Below are 17,582 nucleotides of genomic sequence, written 5' to 3' on the forward strand. Positions count from 1 at the left end.
TGCAGACGCGCTCACGGCAGCCCTGCGAGGTGACGCCACAACCGCTCCATCAGGGGCGGGGCGGCCGCGCGCCACGCGTCGATCTCGTCGACGGTGAGGGCCCGCGGCCCGTGCCCGACGGTCGTGAGGTGCACCCGGCACGTGGCCTCGAGCAGCCACATCCGGGCCACCGCCGCCCCGGGGTCCGCGCCCACGGTGAGCGCGCCGTTGCCCCGCAGGAGCACGGCGTCCTCGTCGGCGAGGGTGTCGGCGGCGGCCTCGGCGCGCTCCCGGTCGCGCAGCAGCCGCGCGGAGCCGTGCACCGGGATGCGGCGCCCGAGCCAGGACGCGTGCCCGTGCAGCGGGACCAGCTCGGTCGCGATCGCCGACGCGGCGAAGGCCGACTCGGGCTGGGCGCGCGCCACGGCGCCGACGTCGGGGCGCGCCCGGTAGATCGCGAGGTGCGCCCAGGTCTCCGGGGCGGTGCCCGCCGGCAGCTCCCCGGCGGCCGCGTCGAGCGTCACCAGCGCGTCGGCGGTGACGTCGCCCGGCGCGATCGGCGGGGTGATCACCACGAGGTCGCCGACGCGCGCGGACACGTGCCCGAACGCGGTGACCAGCCCGTGCCGGGCCAGCGTCCGCGCCGCGAGCGCGACCTGCTCGCGAATCTCGTCGAGTGTCACGGGACCGGTGCGGCCTCCTGGGATTCGGCCTCGATCGCGGCGAACAGGGGCGCGAGATCGATGTGGATGCGCAACGAGGAAACCAGGCCCTGCGGGGTGCGGTCGAGGATCGACACGCACGGCATCGACACGTGGGCGCCGCCCTTGGTCGTGTAGTGGGTGGTCACCTCGAGGATCGCGGTCGCGCCGTCGTTCTCGTCCCAGCGGTGGTGGACCTCGTGGCGCATCCCGCCGATCATCGACCAGAAGCCCTCGAAGGCGTCGTGGATGGCGGCGACGCCGACCGTCGGCGGCTGGTTGCCGAAGGTCACCACGGCATCCTCCGCGTGGCGCGCGACGAACGGCTCGAGACGCAGGGCGTCGACGTCGGCGTAGTAGTCGGTGACCCAGTCGGACATGGTTGCTCCCAGGAAGTGGTCAGGCGGGTGGGCTCAGACGGCGGCGCCGGCGGCGATCTTGCGGACGGCGCCGAGCGTGGCGGCCACCGCGGCGCGGTAGCTGTCGGTCATCTGGTCGGCGTGGGCCTTCTCGCCCGCCGACCCGCCCGGCTCGCCGGCCACGGTCAGCGCGAAGCTGAACCGCAGCGTCAGGTCGTCCGGACCGCCGTCGTCGGGGTCGGCACCCTCGATCTCGTTCGCGATCGTGCCCAGCACCGGCCCGGCGATGCGGGTGAACACCACGCGGTGCGGGTGCTCGAGGGTGATCCGCTCGGAGAACGCCTGGCCCTTGAACACGATGTCGCGGTCGAACACGGTGTCGCTGTACCGGGCGGTGACCGTGCAGTCGGTCATCGACGGGACGAACGGCAGCGCGTTCTCCGCCTTGCGCACCAGCCCGTCCCACAGGGCGTCGCGCGTGATCAGCGGCTCGCCCGGGGAGTTCACGGGTAGCGCGTGCGTCACGAAGATCATGGGTGAACGGCCTCCGGGAGCACCAGGGGTGGGGTGACCTGGGGTGGTGTCACCTGGGGTTGTGTGACGGGTTTCTGCGTCGGACCGAGCCACATGTCGATCGACCCGCGCTCGGCGGGATCGAAGTACCGGGGTCGCCAGGCCGCCTCGTCGGTGATCCGGCGGACGCCGTACGAGTACTCGTAGGTCAGGCCCTCGGGTCCGAGGAAGTAGAGGAACACCGCGCCCGACTGCGGGTGTCGTCCCGGGCCCATCTCGATGAGCACGCCCTGCTCCTGCAGGTGGTGCCAGTTGCGGAAGACGTCGTCGAGCTCGGCGACCTGGAAGTTCACGTGGCACAGGCCGGGACGGTCGCCCTGGAACACCGCGAGCTTGTGGTGGACCTCGTCGATGCGCATCAGGCAGGCCGCGTCGCCGATCCAGTCCGAGGCCCGCGCGTTGAAGGTCGTCGACCAGAACCGGTGGGCCTCGGCGACGTCGGGGGCGTCGAGGCAGAGGTGGCCGAACTCGGTGATGCCCGACCCCCGGCCCGGCCGCACCGGGCGGGCGAGGGTCTGCTGCCCGCAGACCAGCTCGATCCGGTTGCCGAACGGGTCGTCGAACCCGATCAGCTCGCCGACCCGCCGCGACCGGGCCTCGGCCGGTCCACCGCGCCACACCGTGACCCCCCGGCTCTCCAGCTCGGTCTCCGCCAGCGCGAGCGCGCCGGGGCCGTCGACGGTGAACGCCGAGGCGATGACGCCCGACACCCCCTCGACGAACGCCAGGCAGTGGTGCCGGGAGTCCGCACGCAGGTGGGCGACGCCCGGCTCGCCGCCGTCGACGTGCTCGAGCCCGACCACCTCGGTCGCGAAATGCACCGCGCCCGCGAGGTCGGCCGCGCCGGAGCGGACGTAGGCGATGTCGACCAGCTCGATCACACCGGGGCCTCCCGTCTCGACAGTGATGGGGACCACTCAGGGTGCATACAGTTGTAGCAGGTGTCAATCGTCCACGGCAGTCCCGCTTACCGGGACGCCCGTGCGGGGCCGGCGGACCACCGGACCCAGACTCCGGCGCACGAGCGGCACGGACAGGGAGGTCCACCATGGCGCGACCCGAGATCGCACCCCCCGACGAGGCGGCGGTGGAGGTGGCCGTCGCGGCCTTCGCCGGCATCCAGCGCGGCGCGGCCACGGGGGACTGGGACGACTTCCTGGCCCTGCTGGCCGAGGAGGTCCGGATCATGATCCCCGTGCCCTCCACCGAGGTCGGCGCGCCGGAGGGGGTCCTGCGGGGCAAGGACGTCGCGCGGCAGATGTTCAACAGCCGGCATAGGGAGAAGGTCCGGGGCGCGGTGCTCGAGGGCAAGCGCCTGGCGGCGAACGGCCCGCTCGTCGTCGTCGAGAGCCGGGTGGAGGGGACGCTCGACACCGAGGTGGTGGCCAACCACTTCGTGTTCGTCTTCGAGGTCGCCGACGGCGAGATCGTCTCGATGTACGAGTACGCGTCCTGGACGGCGAAGGGCCCGCAGAGCGGGTGGGGCGACCCGACCTTCGCCCGCGACGCGTTCGACACCACCGCGCTCCCGTACGACCCGGCGGCGGCCCCGGCCTGACGGGACGGGTGTGTTGACGGTCACGCACAAGTGTGCACACTCTAGACGCGTGACCACAGTGCCGACGGACGCCACGCCCGCGCGTTTCCCCGCGACCGCCCCCTCCGCGCCGCCCGGCGGGCGCCTGGCCGGGAAGCGGGTGCTGATCACCGGCACCGCCGGCGGGCAGGGGGAGGCGGCCCAGGCGGTGTTCCTCCGGGAGGGTGCGCGGGTCGTCGGGTGCGACGTGCAGCCCGGCGCGGCCGAGCGCACGGCGGGCCCGCTCGCGGCCGAGGGGTTCGACGTCGCCGGCCACACGGTCGACCTCGCGGACCCGGTGGCGGCGGAGCGCTGGATCGAGGAGAGCGCCGCGCGGCTCGGCGGCATCGACGTCCTCTACAACAACGCCGCGGGCGCGGGGTTCGCGCCGTTCGACCAGATGACGCTCGACCTCTGGCGCCACGTGCTCCACGTCGAGCTGGACATCGTCTTCCACACCACCCGGCCCGCCTGGCCGCACCTGCTGGCCACCGGCAACGCCTCGGTGATCAACACGGCCTCGATGTCCGGGCTGCGCGGCATCGCACCGCTCGGGCAGGTCGCGCACTCGGCGGCCAAGGGCGGGGTCATCGCGATGACGCGCTCGCTGGCGGCCGAGGGGGCCGAGCGGGGCGTCCGGGTCAACACGATCTCGCCGGGCTTCGTCACCTCCCCGGCCACCGACCAGTTCGTCGGCGACGAGCTGCGGGCGTTCCAGATGGGGTTCCATCTGATCCAGCGGCCCGGCACCGGGCTCGACATCGCCCACCTGGCGGTCTACCTGGCCTCCGACGAGTCGGTGTGGGTCACCGGGCAGAACATCTCCATCGACGGCGGGGTCACGGCCGGCTTCCGCTGATCGCGCCGGGTGCCCCGAAGCGCGCCCAGTCCTCGGGATCGTGGGTCACCCAGATCGCGGCGTCGTGGGTCGCGGCGAGCCCGATCAGGCGCTGGAGCGAGGTGAGGGCGAGGCGCCGGTCGGTGTCGGCGGCCATGGGCGCGGGCGCCCGGATCGCCTCGTGCAGGTGTGAGGTGTCGCCGGCGAGGAGCAGCGTGCCCGCCGGGAGCCGGACCAGGAGGCTCGTGTTCCCCGGCGTGTGTCCCGGCATCGCGAGCACGACGACCGAGCCGTCGCCGAAGAGGTCGAGGTCGCCGTCGACGAAGGTCCAGCCGGCGTCGCGGACCGGGTCGAGGTCCTCGGGCCGGGCGAGCGCCGCGACGGCGGGGTCGCTGCCGTCGACCGCGCCCCGGTCGCCCGCGCCGAGCACGAACCGGGCGTGCGGGACGTGGCGCAGCCCGCCCGTGTGGTCGAAGTGCACGTGGGAGAGCGCGACGTGCGTGATGTCGCCGGGTTCGACGCCCGCGGCGGCGAGCTGCCGGTCGAGGCGCTGCGCCGGGGTCATCCGGACCTTCTCGCCGATCTCGCCGTAGGTGCCGACGGGGTCGTCCGCGGCCTCCGGCGCGAGCCCGGTGTCGAGCAGGACGAGGCCGTCGTCGTGCTCGACGAGGAAGCTCGGCACCACGAGCTCGACCGGGCCCGGGGCCGCGCCGTCGAGCATGTCGGCGCGGTCGAGCGTCAGCCGCGCGCCGTCGAGGGCCCGGAGCCGGCGCGCCGTCCCGGTGGTCATGCTTCTCGGCTACCCGGGGCGGATGAGACACCCTGAGCGACGACGCTTCGAGAACCGAAGCGTCTCCGCGAGGGCCCATGCCGGTCCGGGCTCCCGGGTATCCGGCCCCATGAGCGATCGACTCGAGTTCTTCTTCGACCCGATCTGCCCGTTCTGCTGGGTGACCTCGCGGTGGGTCGTCGAGGTCGCGCGCCAGCGCCCCACGGAGGTGACGTGGCGACCGCTCTCGCTCGCGATCCTCAACGAGGAGATCAGCTACGAGGAGCGGAAGAAGGCGTCGCCGGAGTACCCCGACAGCCACGTCCGCGGCCTCGAGATGCTGCGCGTGGTGCACGCGGCTCGGGAGGCCCACGGGGCGGAGGTCGTCGGCGACCTCTACACCGCGCTCGGAGAGCTCGTCTGGGACGCCGACCCGCCCGAGGGCGACGACTTCGAGGCCGTCATGCACGAGATGGCCCGCCGGCGCGACCTGCGCCCGGCCCTCGAGCGCGTCGGGCTGCCCACCGACTGGCCGACGCCGCGCACGACACCTCCCGCGACGACGACCTGCGCGCCGAGACCCAGGAGGCGGTCGACCGCTGCGGGGGCGGGGTCGGGACGCCGATCCTGTCGTTCAGCCCACCGGACGGCCCCGCCCTCTTCGGCCCCGTGATCGACGCGCCGCCGCGTGGCGAGGACGCCCTGCGCCTGTGGGACGCCGTGCAGACGCTGGGCGAGTGGGGCGGCTTCGCCGAGCTCAAGCGCACCGCGCGCTCGTTCCCCGACACCCCCATGTCCTCGAAGCTCGCGCGGACGGAGACGACGGTGCGGTAGGTCAGCCCGGGGGCCAGGCTGACGTCAGTCGTCAGGAAGACCCCCACGTCACGGTCGTCGGGCGCGCACGATCCAGGTCGCCGCGTCGTACCGGACGCCTCCGGCGTGGTGGTGGGCGACGAGGTCCGCGCGCAGGGCGGCGAGGGCGTCGTGGCGGGCCGTCGGGTCGAGGTCGGCGAGCAGCCCCGCCTGCTGACCGGCCACGTAGCCCAGCGCGTCGTCGGGGTCGGCGCCGAACACCATCGGCGCGCGGTGGGCCATGAACTCGACGTCGGTGAACCCGGCCTCCCGGAGCACCGCGTCCACGCGGGCGGGCACCGACAGCGACAGCGGGCTCGGGCCCTGCGCGGGCGGGAACGCCACCTCGCGCCCGGCCGCGAGGATCGTGAGGAACGAGCGCAGCCACTCCTGGTGCTCGAGGCCCTGCCAGGTGAGCAGCACCATCCGGCCGCCCGGGCGCAGGGCGCGGGCGAGGTTCGCGAACGCCGCCACGGGGTCCGCGAAGAACATCGCACCGTGCCGGCTGACGACGACGTCCGTGCCGCCGGCGGGGAACGGGTGCACCTGGGCGTCGGCGTGCTCGAAGGTGACGGTGTCGAGCCCGGCGGCCGCGGCGCGCTGCCGGGCGATCCCGAGCAGGCGCGTCGAGAGGTCGACGCCGGTGACGTGCCCGGGCGCCGCCGCCCGTGCCGCGTCGAGCGACGTCCGGCCCGCGCCGCAGCCGACGTCGAGCACCGTCTCGCCCGCCGCGATCGCCGCCGCCCCGAGGAACGGCGGGTGGTGCGCGGCCACGGCGGCGTCGAAGCGGTCGGCGTGCTCCGCCCAGAACGCGCCGGTCCCCCCGTCCCACGCCTCGGCCTGGGCGGCGTTGCCCGGGGCGGTCACGGCAGGGAGTCGGGCAGCCCGAAGCGCGCGTGGTGCTCGGCGCCGACGAACGAGGTGACCTCGGCGATGCGGTCGCCGCGCAGGGTGAGGACGTCGATCGACCAGGGGGTGTGCGGGGCGTCCGCGGGCTCGTCGGGAGCGCGCCGGTACGAGGCGACGGCGAGCTGGCCGTTGGCGGTGACCTCGAGGTGGCGCCACGAGCCGCAGTCGCCGCCGAGCGGTACGGCGCGCGCGAACGCCGTGACCGGCCCGATGCCCGCGTACCAGTGCGCCATGGGCGGCATCGACCAGGTGACGTCCTCGGTGAGCAGGGCGACGAGCGCCTCGGCGTCGCCGCGCTCGAGCGCCGACGAGTAGCCGTGGACGACCTCGCGCAGGCGGTCGTCGTCGATCTCGCGCAGCGTGCGCTGCTGGCTCGCCGACGGCACCTTCTCGGCGACCAGCTTGCGGGCCCGCTGCAGCGCCGAGTTCACCGACGCCGTGGACGTGTCCATCGTCGTGGCGATCTCGGCGGCCGAGAAGCCGAGCACCTCGAACAGCACGAGCGCCGCCCGCTGGTTGCCCGGCAGGTGCTGCAGGGCCGCGACGAACGCCAGCTCCACCGACTCGCGCTCCTCGGCGCGGGCGCCCGGCTCGTCGGGGTAGGGACCGAGCCACGCGACCTCGGTGACCGGGACGTCCCCGGTGGTGACGCGGTCGCTCGCGGGCCCGAGGTCGACGGGCAGCGCGCGGCGGCCCCGGGCGTCGACGAGGTCGAGGCACGTGCGGGTGGCCACCGTGTACAGCCAGGTGCGCACCGAGCTCCGGCCCTCGAACGTGCCGAGCTTGCGCCAGGCGCGCACCAGCGCGTCCTGCAGGGCGTCGTCGGCGTCGTGGGCCGAGCCGAGCATCCGGTAGCAGTGTGCGTGCAGCTCGCGGCGCAGCGGCGACACCAGGCGACCGAAGGCGTCGTCGTCGCCGGCCCGGGCCAGGGCGAGGTCGTCCGTCAGATCGGGACTGACCGTTGTCTCGCTCACCTGTCCGAGTCTGCCGGAGACGGGCTGCCCCCGGGGCCGGATCCGGCCGGGCCCGCGGAGCCCGACTCGAACGCGTCGGAGACCTCGTCGAGAAAGCCCGAGATCGCCCGCGGCATCTCCTCGCGGAACGCCGCGAGCAGGGCCTGCGCGGCCACGGGCTGCAGGGCGCCGACGACGTCGAGGACCTGCCCGTGGCGCTCGTGGGGGAGGCCGGCGCGGACGTGGTCGGCCCACACCGTGCGCCGGAACAGGTCGATGAAGCTCTCCGTCACCGCGCCGACGTGCGTCGTCAGCTCCTCGTGCAGGTCGACGAGGGCGCTCAGCGGCATCCCGAGGCGGACGGCCTCGGCCCCGGCCCGCACGAGCCCGGGGTTGGGGACGCGCACGCGCCCGTCGTCGAGGGTCTGCACGAGGCGCGCGTCCACCAGCGAGCCCCAGGTCCCCTCGTCCACCGCCACCCCGAGCCAGCCCGGCAGGTCCGCGAGCGGCATCTCCAGCGGCGGCTCCGGGGCCCAGGGCGCGAGCATGTGCAGGTACTGGGCGAGCGCCTCCTCCGCGGACTGCCGCGGGGTCGCGGTGACGAGGCGCTCGATCGCGGCGAGCGCGAACCCCTGCTCCTGCAGCTGGGCGATGAGGTCGAGGCGCGCGAGGTGCTCGGGTCCGTAGTACCCGGTGCGTCCCTGCAGGTGGGGAGGGGGCAGCAGGCCCCGGGCGGCGTGCGCGCGGACGTTGCGCACGGTCATCCCCGCCCGCCGGGCGAGTACGGCGACCGTCATCTCGGGCCCGGTGTCCACGACCACCACGCTAACGACGGGTCGCATGACATCTCGGGGCGACATATGACACGTGATCGTGTTTCATGTCGCCGTCGAAAGGTCATCCGTGCCCGAAGGACAACCTGTACGTGTAACCCCTAGTTCCCGGTACCGAGGGTTCCATGTAGCGTGGCGGAGGTGAGCGACGTGAGCGATGGACAGACCGCCGGCCGACTCCCTCGCGGAGTGCGGCGCCTCCGCAAGGTGGCGTCCCGCTTCACCACCCCGCTGCTCCCCGACGACTACCTCTCGTCGCTGGTCAACCCGCTCTGGTCGGCCCGCGAGCTGCGCGGCAAGGTCATCAAGGTCGTGCCCGAGACCGAGGACGCGGTCACCCTCGTCATCAAGCCCGGCTGGGGCTGGTCGTTCGACCACCAGCCCGGCCAGTACGTGGGCATCGCGGTCCAGGTGGACGGGCGCTTCCACTGGCGGTCCTACTCGCTGACCTCGCCGCCCAAGCGGGACCAGGGTCACCTGTCGGTGACGGTCAAGGCGATGCCCGAGGGCTTCATGTCCCAGCACCTCGTCGGTGGTCTCGAGCCGGGCACCATCGTGCGCCTCGCGCCGCCGAGCGGTGAGTTCGTCCTTCCCGACCCGCCGCCCAAGAAGATTCTGTTCCTCACCGGCGGCAGCGGCGTCACGCCGATCATCGCGATGCTCCGCACCCTCGACCGCCGCGGCACGATGCCCGACGTCCTCGTCGCCCACTCGGCGCCGGACGAGGAGAGCCTGCTCTTCTCTCGCGAGCTCGATCAGTTGTCCGAGAAGCACGAGCACCTGCGGGTGCACAAGCAGTTCACCCGCACCGACGGTCACCTCGACCTCGACAACCTGTCCGACCTCTGCCCCGACTGGCAGGAGCGCCAGGCCTGGGTGTGCGGGCCGAACGCGCTGCTCGACGACGCCGAGCGCGTGTGGTCCGACGCCGGCCTCGACGAGCAGCTGCACCTCGAGCGCTTCTCGGTCGACCTCGCCGGTGGCGAGGCCGAGGGCGGCACCGTGTCGTTCAAGCAGTCCGACGTCGAGATCGAGATCGACGGCGCCACCACGCTGCTCGAGGCCGGCGAGCAGGCCGGCCTGCAGCTCCCGTTCGGATGCCGCATGGGCATCTGCCACACCTGCGTCGTCCCGCTGCGCCAGGGCGTCGTCCGCGACCTGCGCGACGGCACCGAGCACCGTGCCGACGGCACGGGCGGCGCCGACTGGGACGCCGTCAAGGTCCAGACATGCATCGGCGCCGCCGCAGGCGACGTCGTCCTCGACATCTGACCCCGTTTCCCGCCCGACCAGGTCCCACGTCCCCGCCGGAGAGGAACAGACCATGGCCATCGCCGACGTCAAGGAGTTCGCCCACCTCAGTGAGGCGGACGTGGAGGCCCTCGGCCGCGAGTTCGACCAGATTCGCGCCGACTTCGAGGAGAAGCGCGGCGACGAGGACTCCGCCTACATCCGCCGACTCATCACGATCCAGCGCCGCCTCAACGTGGCGGGCCGGGCGATGCTCTTCGGCAGCCACCGCCGCGAACTGTGGTGGGCCGGGGCGCTGACGCTGTCCGTGGCCAAGATCCTCGAGAACATGGAGATCGGCCACAACGTCATGCACGGCCAGTTCGACTGGATGAACGATCCGGAGATCCACTCGGCGACGTGGGAGTGGGACAACGTCTGCCCGTCCGACCAGTGGAAGCACTCCCACAACTACCTGCACCACACGTACACGAACGTCATCGGCAAGGACAAGGACGTCGGGTACGAGATCCTCCGCGTCCGGTCCGACCAGCCGTGGCACCCGTACTACCTGACGCAGCCCGTGGTGAACACGCTGCTGATGCTGGCGTTCGAGTACGGCGTGTCCCTGCACGACCTCGACATCGAGGGCCTGCGGAAGATGCAGCTCGAGGACCCGGAGGAGTTCAAGCGCAAGCTCGAGGGCATCGCCCGCAAGCAGGCGCGCCAGATCGGCAAGGACTACGCCCTGTTCCCCGCCCTGGCCGGCAAGAACTTCGTCCCCACGGCGACGGCGAACTTCACGGCGAACATCATCCGCAACATCTGGTCCTACGCGATCATCTTCTGCGGTCACTTCCCCGACGGCGCCGAGGTGTTCACCGAGGAGGAGCTGGAGAACGAGACGCAGGGCGAGTGGTACCTGCGCCAGCTGCTCGGCTCGGCGAACTTCACGGGCAACCGGCTCATGCACATCATGTCCGGCAGCCTCGGCTACCAGATCGAGCACCACCTGTACCCGGACCTGCCGTGCAACCGGTACCCCGAGATCCAGGAGCGTGTCCTCGCACTGTGCGAGAAGTACGACCTGCCCTACACCACCGGGTCGTTCCCGCGGCAGTTCTGGCAGGCCACGCGCTCGATCTGGCGGCTGTCGCTGCCGGCGAAGAAGATGCGCGAGGCCTCGCAGCGTCGTCAGGCCCGCGGCCTGCCGCGCAGCGCGGGCGCGGTCAACGCCACGGGCTCGGACAGCCCGGACACGCCGCAGACCCCGCCGGCCCCGGCGACCACCCCGGGACACCCGGGGCCGAACCAGGCCTGAGTCACGAGCCCAGCGCGAGGACGTTGCAGACGTCCCCGCGGGGCCCCGTGCTCGTCAGGCCGCGCTGGGAGCGGATGCGTTCGGCGAGGTACTCGGCGTCACGCCCGACGCCCGAGAACCGGCCCGAGCCCCAGGTCCACTGCCACGGCAGGCCCAGGAAGTAGAGCCCGGGCGAGCTGGTGACGCCGCGGGTGTGGGTCGGCGCGCCGCGGCCGGTGAACACCGGCACGTCGACCCACCGGAAGTCCTGGCGGAAGCCGATGCACCAGACCACCGAGGTGATGCCGGTGTCCGCCAGCGCCAGCTCGGTCGTCTCGGCCCCGGGGCGCCACACCGGCGTGTAGCGCTCCTCGGCCGGGACGTCGAGCTGCTCCCGCGCGATGTACTTGTCGATCGTGTCCTTGATCGACTCGGAGACCTCGTCGGCGTGGTCCAGCCGCTCGGTGAGGTCCGCGTTGAAGTGCAGCTTCCCGTCGCGGTGGTCGGTCATGAGGCCGTAGAGCCTCATGCCGTCCCTCGCGTGCGCCCGCAGGTCGATGTCGCGGCCGCCGTCGCGCCCGGTGACGTAGTGGTTGGCCTGGGCGGGGACGGCCTCGCGGCGCGGGTGCTCGGTGACGGGCATGTCGTAGTAGCCCATCTCCGCGAGCCAGTCGGTGACGTCGCGGCCGCGGTAGAAGCGCGCGACCCGCGGGGCGTCGCCGACGACGAGGTGCACCGTGCGGCCCTCGAGGTGCAGGTCCTCCGCGATCTGCGCGCCGGACTGGCCGCTCCCGACCACCAGCACCTCGCCGGGCGGCAGCTGTGCGCCGGACTTGTAGTCCTGCGACTGCACCTGGGTGATCCCGGCCGGCAGCGGCTGGGACATCGGCGGGGTGATCGGCGTGTGGTACCCGCCGGTGGCCACGACGACCTGGTCGGCGGTCAGCTCGCCCGCGGTCGTCGTCACCCGGTAGGTGCCGCGGTCGTCGCGGGCGAGCCGCGTGACCTCGACGCCCTCGACCACCGGTGGCTCGATGAACGCGCGGTACGCCTCGAGGTAGTCGACGATCTGGTCGCGGACCATGAACCCGTGCGGGTCCTCCCCGGCGTACGGGAAGTCGGGCAGCTGACACTGCCAGTTCGGCGTGACGAGGCAGAACGTGTCCCACCGGTAGGTCTTCCACGAGTGCGCCACCACGGCGCGCTCCAGCACGACGTGGTCCACCCCGCGGCGCTGCAGGCACCGGCTCATCGACAGCCCGGCCTGCCCGCCACCCACGACCACCACCGGCCAGTGCCCCCCGGCCAGGTCCTCGGGGCCGGTCGGGCGGTGTCGCGAGAACCGGTTCTCCGGGGCCGTGTCGGTGGACAGCGCCATGATCACTCCTGCGTCACGTGAGAGCGGGATCGGGATCGGGGTCGACGTCGACCGGTGATCCCCACGATGCGCAGGGCCTGTTGCCTGGTGGTTGCCGCCGGACTGCCTCGGCGTTGCCGCGTGTAACGGCGCGTCCGGGCTGCTGGAGATGACGGGCTGGTGATCGTCGCCGTCGAGGGTCCGAGCGCGGCCGGGGCTCCCCGTCGTGGCGGAGTACGCCCCGACGGGAGACGAGCCCGACGGCGGGGACGAGGCCGGGCGGGCCGCCTACTGGGTCGAGGTGGTCGCCGGACGGTGGCAGCAGGCCCAGGCGCTCGAGCACGGTGGGCAGGTCGTGCTCTGTGACAGCGACCCGCTGAGGCTGCACGACTCGTGGTGCCTGGTCCGGGTCGGTGCTGTGCCGTGGCCGACGTCGGGGACGGGCTCCGTCAGGTACGGGCGGCTTTCGCGCGGGCCCCGGTCACGTCGTCTGGTCCTTCCCCGCGACGCGCGTCCCCTCGTGGTCCTGTCCAACCGAATCGGAGCGAGGGCGCAGTGCTGGAGCGGGGTGCTGGAGGGCCTTCCCGCTGGTGCCCGACCGTCGTCCGGGGACGCGTGACGGCAATGCTGTTCATCGCCCCACCCGGGGCCGTGTGACTGGTATCATCGAACACATGTTCGACAGCGGCTATGCGGCGGTGGCGGAGGAGCCACGTCCGTCCGTCGTGCCGCTGTGGTCGTCGTGGGTTCCCGGGCCCGAGCTCGCGGCGGCGCTGGCCGGTTCCGAGGCCGTCGACCTCGTGGACGACGAGGGCCACGACGCCGCCGAACGTCTCGCGGGCTGGGAGGCGATCGCGAACTGGGCGACCGGTCACCTCTACCGCGAGACCGGCGAGTACCTCCACGCCCGTCAGGGCCGTGTTCGAGGTGCCGGGCAGGCAGAGCTGGTGTCGGAGGCCGTGGCGATGGAGGTCGCCACGCTCGCCCGGGTCGCGCCGCGCACGGGAGAGATCCGCATCTGCCAGGCCGAGACCCTGATCGACCAGCTGCCCCGAACCCTCGACGCGCTCGAGGCCGGGCAGATCTCGATGTCGCACGTGCGGGTCGTGATCGAGCAGACCGAGCTGTGCGACCCGGGGACGGCGCGCGCCGTGGACGCCGAGCTGTGGTCCCGGCCGGCGCGCGACCGGACGCCGACCCAGCTGCGCGACCTGGTGCGTCGCATCGTCACCCGGCTCGATCCCGACCAGTTGCGCCGCCGGCCCGAGCAGGCGCGGAAGGACCGCGATCTGCGGTACTGGTCGGACGACCACGGCGCCATCGGTGTCCTGCAGCTGCGCCTGCCCGCCGACGAGGCCCGCGGGGTCTACGCGGTGATCGACGGCTTCGCCCGTCGCGCCGGCGACGGGCCCGACGGCGAGAAGCGCACTCTCGCGCAGAAGCGCGCCGACACCACCCGCGACCTCGTCCTCGACGGCGCCACCGCCCGTCAGGGTGACTGCGCGGGCGACTGCTCCTGCGGTGCTGAGGGGGCGGGAGGCGGCGGCGTCGGCGGCGACCTGTCGAACGAGGCGGCCGGCGAGGCGACGGACACGGCGCCCGCCGAGCCGACCGATGAGGCGGCCGACGCGGCGCCCGCCGGGCCGACGGACGTGGCGACGGACGAGCCGAGTCCGACCGCGAGCTGCGACGGCGACCCGGTGGCCAGCCCTCCCAACGCCAACGCCAACGCCGACCCCCGGACCTCGCCCTCCGAGTACCAGCGCGACCCGGTGCGGGGCGTGCGGGTCGGTGCTCGGACACCGGTGCGCGCCGAGGTCCGGGTGACCATCGGGTGGGACGTGCTGGCCGGCTTCTCCGACCGGCCCGCGGAGCTCGAGGGCCACGGCCCGATCCCGGCCGAGATGGGTCGCCGGTTGGCGGGCGACCCGGACTCCTGGTGGCGGCGGCTCCTCACCGACCCCGTCACCGGAACGGCCTCCCATCTCGACGCCCGGCGCTACCGACCACCCGGGTCGATGCAGGAGTTCGTGCGCGCCCGGGACATGACCTGCGCGGCACCCGGCTGCCGGGTGCCGGCGGCCCGCTGCGACCTCGACCACGTCGTTCCGTACGAGCACGGCCGTCCGGGGGGCGGTGCCGGGCCGACGCGCGCCGACAGGCTCAAGCCGGAGTGCCGGCGACACCACCGGCTCAAGACGTTGTCCGACTGGACGGCCGAGCTCGGTCCGGATCCCGAGGGCGGCGGCGAGGCGGTGATCATCTGGACCTCGCCGTCCGGACACCGCTGGTGGGTGCGGCCGCCCGAGCTCGACCCGCCCTCGTGGGAACGCCCGACCGACGACTGGCCCCGGGACGTCGACTCGTGGCGACGGCGCGAGGCCGATCCGCGGGCGGTCGGCTCCTGGCCGCGCGCGGGATGACGGGCGCCGTGGTCACCCGGAGCCGCCGGAGATGGGTGCGGCGAGTCGCTCGGGTGATCGCCGAACCTCCCGCTCCCCGGGAGTCGTGCTGCGCGGGGGCGGCGGTGGCAGCGAAGGTGTCCCCGTGCGTACGGACGTGGTCGTCGTCGGCGCCGGCCCCGCGGGGCTGGTGCTCGCCTGGCTCCTGCAGCGGGCGGGGGTGGCGACGACGGTCGTCGAGTCCCAGCCGCAGGCCGAGCTGGGCCTCCTGCCGAAGGCCGGCATCGTCGAGTACCGGACGGTGCAGATGCTCACCGCGGAGGGCCTCGGCGACACCGTCCTGCCGTTCGCGGCCGAGAACCGGCGTTGCGAGTTCCGCACCGCCGACGAGTCGGTCGTCGTCGACTACGCCGAGATCACCGGCGGCCGCCCGCACTACGTCTTCCCGCAGCACGAGCTGGTCGCGCGGGTGGCCGCCTCCTTCCTCGACGAGGGCGGCTCGATCCTCTTCGAGCACCGGGTCACGGCCGTCGAGCAGGACGAGGACGGGGCGCGGCTCTCGGTGACCGGGCCGGACGGGCCGCAGGAGATCCACGCCGACACCGTCGTCGGGTGCGACGGCGCGGGCAGTGCGGTGGCGCGCTCACTACGGGGGCACCTGAGCGTCCACGACCGCCACCACCCCATGCGGTTCCTCGTGATCAGCGCCGCGATGCCGCCCCTGGTCGACCACACCATCTACGCCGCCCACCCCCGGGGCTACGCCGCGCACATGCGCCGGCTGCCCGACGTCACCCGGCTCTACCTCGAGGTGCCTGCCGGCGACACCGCCGCCGACTGGCCCGCCCCGCGGCTGCGCGACGAGCTGGGCCGGCGCCTCGGCGCGGACCTCGGCGACGTCGACCTGCCCGAGGTCGACGTCCTCGACCTCCGGGTCCGGGTGACGACGCCGATGCAGCACGGGCGGGTGTTCCTCGTCGGCGACGCCGCGCACCTGATCACCCCCGCCGGCGGCAAGGGCATGAACCTCGCGCTGGGTGACGCCGTCGAGCTCGCCCACGGATTGATCGAGCAGTACGGGCCGCAGCGCGACGGCGCCCGGGCGGAGCGCTACAGCGACACCCGCCTGCCCGTGATCTGGCGGACCGAGGCGTTCTCCGACTGGTTCCTGCGCGTCATCACCGCCCCGCCCGGCGCCGGGGGCGACCGTGACGGCTTCGGGCTGGGCCTGCGCGAGGGCTGGGTGTCGACGCTGCAGCACGATCCCCTGCTGCGGCGCTGGTTCGCCCACGCCTACGCGGGCGTGGACCCGGAAGGAGACCCGGAGAAAGACCCGGAGAAGGACCCGGGATGACACGACGGCCCCCGCCCCGGGTCCCGGGACGGAGGCCGCCGCGCGCCTCGGCGCCCGAGGGGGTTCAGGCGCCGTGCGTCGCCGCGGAGCGGTAGTCGGTGTACTGGTACGGGTTGTCGAGGATCTTCGTCTCGGGGATGTCGGGGTTCATGCCCTGACCCCACGCCTCCTCGCCGAGCTCGCCGCGCAGGTGGTCGACCGTCTCCTCCACCGCGCGCCGCGCAGCGGCCAGGTCGACGCCGACGAGGCGGTGGTCGCGCTTGACGACGCGGCCGTCGACGAGCACGGCCTCGACGTCGCCGCGCTGGGCCTGGAACGCGACGTGCCCGTGCGGGTGCAGGATCGGGAAGCTCACCGGCGAGTGTTCGTTGCGGATCAGCACGAGGTCGGCCTTCTTGCCCACCTCGACGCTGCCGAGGTCGGCCTCGCGTCCGAGGGCCCGGGCGCCGCCGCGGGTGGCCATGTCGACCACGTGCTCGGCCCGCAGCGCGGCGTGGGTGACGGTCTCGCCGCGGGCGTGGGCCTCGAGGTGCTCGCGGGAGCGGTCGGCGCCGAGGGTCGAGCGCATCGCGGTGAACAGATCGCCCGACCACCACACCGACGTGTCCATCGACAGGGAGACCGGGATGTCGTGGCTGCGCAACGCCCAGGTGGGCGGGTAGCCCTGGCCGGCGCTCTGCTCGCTCTCGGTGGACACCGACACCGAGCCGCCGGTGGCGGCGATCCGGTGGTACGAGTCGGCCGACAGCGTCGCCGCGTGGACGTAGATCGTCTCCGGCGCCATGAAGCCGTGCTCGTACATCAGCCGGATGCCGTCGTCGTTGGTCGCGCCCCAGACGCCGGCGTGGGTGGTCACCGGGAGGCCGAGGTCGCGGGCGACCTCGAACGCCGGCTTCTCCGGGAACGACGGGTCGCCGGTGACGTCGAACGCGAGCTGGAAGCCCTCGACGTCGCCGCGGCGCCGGTCGAGGAAGTCGCGGAGCTCGGAGGTCCCCGTCCAGTTCGCGGGCGCGTCCTGGATGTTGCCGTAGGCGAGCAGGAAGCGGCCGGGCACGGCGGCGAGGGCGTCGACCGCGGCGTCGGCGTGCTGGGTGGTCTGCAGCCCGTGCGACCAGTCGACGCAGGTGGTGACGCCGGCGTCGATCGCCTCGATGGCGGCGACCAGGTTGCCCGCGTGCACGTCCTGCGGGCGGAACTTGCGGCCGTGCTCGAGGTAGTACCAGACGAAGTACTGCGTGAGCGTCCAGTCGGCGCCGTAGCCGCGCATGGCCGTCTGCCACATGTGCCGATGGGTGTCGACCATTCCGGGCATGACGATGCCGCCGCGCGCGTCGATCTCCTCGGTGCCCGCCGGCACCTCGAGGTCGACACCGATGCCGGCGATGCGGTCGTCGACGACGAGCACGTCGTGGCCCTCGAGCACGGTGTGCCCGGCGTCGACGGTGAGCACGGTGCCGCCGCGCAGGACGACGGGGCGCCGCTCGGGCTGGCTCATGGACGGGCTCCTCGTCACTCGCGGACGGATGTCCGGTAGACGGTCAGATGATGTGGGTCACTGTCGTCCAGCGATGGTGCAGCTGTCAACGACCCGACACGC

The 17,582-nt window shown here is 73.4% G+C and carries 18 protein-coding genes; 8 read left to right on the forward strand and 10 right to left on the reverse strand.

Annotated elements, in window-relative coordinates; all coding sequences use genetic code 11:
• Positions 1-11: 11 nt before the first annotated feature.
• Genes PH191_RS00835 through PH191_RS00850 form a run of 4 tightly spaced genes read right to left on the reverse strand, consistent with a single transcriptional unit; the run spans position 12 to position 2,493 of the window.
• Positions 12-662, reverse strand: coding sequence for a class II aldolase/adducin family protein (locus PH191_RS00835; protein WP_274192734.1), 651 nt, complete (start codon positions 660-662; stop codon positions 12-14).
• Positions 659-1,060 (reverse strand): nuclear transport factor 2 family protein, encoded by a 402-nt coding sequence (locus PH191_RS00840; RefSeq protein WP_274192735.1) that lies wholly within the window; start codon positions 1,058-1,060, stop codon positions 659-661. Before PH191_RS00840 ends, PH191_RS00835 begins: the two co-directional genes overlap by 4 nt.
• A 33-nt stretch (positions 1,061-1,093) precedes the next feature.
• Complete coding sequence (locus PH191_RS00845) at positions 1,094-1,573, reverse strand: SRPBCC family protein (RefSeq protein ID WP_274192736.1); 480 nt, start codon at positions 1,571-1,573, stop codon at positions 1,094-1,096.
• Positions 1,570-2,493: a VOC family protein gene (locus PH191_RS00850; RefSeq protein ID WP_274192737.1), complete on the reverse strand. Its 924-nt coding sequence runs from the start codon at positions 2,491-2,493 to the stop codon at positions 1,570-1,572. Before PH191_RS00850 ends, PH191_RS00845 begins: the two co-directional genes overlap by 4 nt.
• A gap of 167 nt (positions 2,494-2,660) precedes the next feature.
• On the opposite strand from PH191_RS00850, the gene PH191_RS00855 reads away from it, so the two are divergent.
• Both PH191_RS00855 and PH191_RS00860 read left to right on the forward strand, forming a co-directional pair.
• Entirely contained in the window at positions 2,661-3,170 is a 510-nt protein-coding gene (locus PH191_RS00855; RefSeq protein WP_274192738.1) for a nuclear transport factor 2 family protein, read from the forward strand.
• A gap of 49 nt (positions 3,171-3,219) precedes the next feature.
• Entirely contained in the window at positions 3,220-4,047 is an 828-nt protein-coding gene (locus tag PH191_RS00860; RefSeq protein ID WP_274192739.1) for an SDR family NAD(P)-dependent oxidoreductase, read from the forward strand.
• Here the strand turns inward: PH191_RS00860 and PH191_RS00865 are convergent.
• A complete protein-coding gene (locus PH191_RS00865) occupies positions 4,028-4,816 on the reverse strand; it encodes an N-acyl homoserine lactonase family protein (RefSeq protein ID WP_274192740.1) in 789 nt (262 codons plus the stop codon). The genes PH191_RS00860 and PH191_RS00865 overlap by 20 nt on opposite strands.
• Positions 4,817-4,925: 109 nt before the next feature.
• Between PH191_RS00865 and PH191_RS00870 the strand changes: the two genes are divergently transcribed.
• Positions 4,926-5,468 carry a mycothiol-dependent nitroreductase Rv2466c family protein gene (locus PH191_RS00870; RefSeq protein WP_274192741.1) on the forward strand — a complete coding sequence of 181 codons (543 nt, stop codon included), beginning with the start codon at positions 4,926-4,928 and terminating at the stop codon, positions 5,466-5,468.
• Positions 5,363-5,629, forward strand: a complete 267-nt coding sequence (locus PH191_RS30020) for a mycothiol-dependent nitroreductase Rv2466c family protein (RefSeq protein WP_420791758.1) — start codon at positions 5,363-5,365, stop codon at positions 5,627-5,629. Before PH191_RS00870 ends, PH191_RS30020 begins: the two co-directional genes overlap by 106 nt.
• Before the next feature lie 48 nt (positions 5,630-5,677).
• On the opposite strand, the gene PH191_RS00880 is transcribed toward PH191_RS30020, so the two are convergent.
• The 3 genes from PH191_RS00880 to PH191_RS00890 are packed head-to-tail and all read right to left on the reverse strand — an operon-like array spanning position 5,678 to position 8,324.
• Positions 5,678-6,514 carry a class I SAM-dependent methyltransferase gene (locus tag PH191_RS00880; RefSeq protein WP_274192743.1) on the reverse strand — a complete coding sequence of 279 codons (837 nt, stop codon included), beginning with the start codon at positions 6,512-6,514 and terminating at the stop codon, positions 5,678-5,680.
• Complete coding sequence (locus PH191_RS00885) at positions 6,511-7,530, reverse strand: sigma-70 family RNA polymerase sigma factor (protein WP_274192744.1); 1,020 nt, start codon at positions 7,528-7,530, stop codon at positions 6,511-6,513. The genes PH191_RS00880 and PH191_RS00885 overlap by 4 nt, the downstream gene beginning before the upstream one ends.
• Entirely contained in the window at positions 7,527-8,324 is a 798-nt protein-coding gene (locus tag PH191_RS00890) for a MerR family transcriptional regulator (RefSeq protein ID WP_274192745.1), read from the reverse strand. The genes PH191_RS00885 and PH191_RS00890 overlap by 4 nt, the downstream gene beginning before the upstream one ends.
• 168 nt (positions 8,325-8,492) lie before the next feature.
• Between PH191_RS00890 and PH191_RS00895 the strand changes: the two genes are divergently transcribed.
• Together PH191_RS00895 and PH191_RS00900 are read left to right on the forward strand one after the other, a co-directional pair.
• A complete protein-coding gene (locus PH191_RS00895) occupies positions 8,493-9,614 on the forward strand; it encodes a ferredoxin reductase (protein ID WP_274192746.1) in 1,122 nt (373 codons plus the stop codon).
• Between the two features lie 52 nt (positions 9,615-9,666).
• Positions 9,667-10,893, forward strand: a complete 1,227-nt coding sequence (locus PH191_RS00900; RefSeq protein ID WP_274192747.1) for a fatty acid desaturase family protein — start codon at positions 9,667-9,669, stop codon at positions 10,891-10,893.
• Between the two features lies 1 nt (position 10,894).
• Here the strand turns inward: PH191_RS00900 and PH191_RS00905 are convergent, their stop codons facing one another.
• A complete protein-coding gene (locus tag PH191_RS00905) occupies positions 10,895-12,250 on the reverse strand; it encodes an MSMEG_0569 family flavin-dependent oxidoreductase (protein WP_274192748.1) in 1,356 nt (451 codons plus the stop codon).
• Positions 12,251-12,903: 653 nt separating this feature from the next.
• Here PH191_RS00905 and PH191_RS00910 point away from each other — a divergent pair.
• Together PH191_RS00910 and PH191_RS00915 are read left to right on the forward strand one after the other, a co-directional pair.
• Positions 12,904-14,652 carry a DUF222 domain-containing protein gene (locus PH191_RS00910; protein ID WP_274192749.1) on the forward strand — a complete coding sequence of 583 codons (1,749 nt, stop codon included), beginning with the start codon at positions 12,904-12,906 and terminating at the stop codon, positions 14,650-14,652.
• A gap of 124 nt (positions 14,653-14,776) precedes the next feature.
• The gene (locus tag PH191_RS00915) at positions 14,777-15,985 is read left to right on the forward strand and encodes an FAD-dependent monooxygenase (RefSeq protein ID WP_274192750.1); all 1,209 of its coding nucleotides are present in this window, start codon (positions 14,777-14,779) and stop codon (positions 15,983-15,985) included.
• A 64-nt stretch (positions 15,986-16,049) separates the two neighbouring features.
• Here the strand turns inward: PH191_RS00915 and PH191_RS00920 are convergent, their stop codons facing one another.
• Positions 16,050-17,480: an amidohydrolase family protein gene (locus PH191_RS00920; RefSeq protein ID WP_274192751.1), complete on the reverse strand. Its 1,431-nt coding sequence runs from the start codon at positions 17,478-17,480 to the stop codon at positions 16,050-16,052.
• Positions 17,481-17,582 lie beyond the last annotated feature (102 nt).

Origin of the sequence: Actinomycetospora callitridis, assembly GCF_028737265.1 — a bacterium.
GTDB classification, from domain to species: Bacteria; Actinomycetota; Actinomycetes; order Mycobacteriales; family Pseudonocardiaceae; genus Actinomycetospora; species Actinomycetospora callitridis.

Excerpts from the sequence above, each read along its gene's own strand:
- PH191_RS00910 (WP_274192749.1), top strand. The coding sequence starts at position 12,904 with ATGTTCGACAGCGGCTATGCGGCGGTGGCGGAGGAGCCACGTCCGTCC.
- PH191_RS00865 (WP_274192740.1), bottom strand. The coding sequence starts at position 4,816 with ATGACCACCGGGACGGCGCGCCGGCTCCGGGCCCTCGACGGCGCGCGG.
- PH191_RS00870 (WP_274192741.1), top strand. The coding sequence starts at position 4,926 with ATGAGCGATCGACTCGAGTTCTTCTTCGACCCGATCTGCCCGTTCTGC.
- PH191_RS00855 (WP_274192738.1), top strand. The coding sequence starts at position 2,661 with ATGGCGCGACCCGAGATCGCACCCCCCGACGAGGCGGCGGTGGAGGTG.
- PH191_RS00845 (WP_274192736.1), bottom strand. The coding sequence starts at position 1,573 with ATGATCTTCGTGACGCACGCGCTACCCGTGAACTCCCCGGGCGAGCCG.
- PH191_RS00905 (WP_274192748.1), bottom strand. The coding sequence starts at position 12,250 with ATGGCGCTGTCCACCGACACGGCCCCGGAGAACCGGTTCTCGCGACAC.
- PH191_RS00920 (WP_274192751.1), bottom strand. The coding sequence starts at position 17,480 with ATGAGCCAGCCCGAGCGGCGCCCCGTCGTCCTGCGCGGCGGCACCGTG.
- PH191_RS00900 (WP_274192747.1), top strand. The coding sequence starts at position 9,667 with ATGGCCATCGCCGACGTCAAGGAGTTCGCCCACCTCAGTGAGGCGGAC.
- PH191_RS00840 (WP_274192735.1), bottom strand. The coding sequence starts at position 1,060 with ATGTCCGACTGGGTCACCGACTACTACGCCGACGTCGACGCCCTGCGT.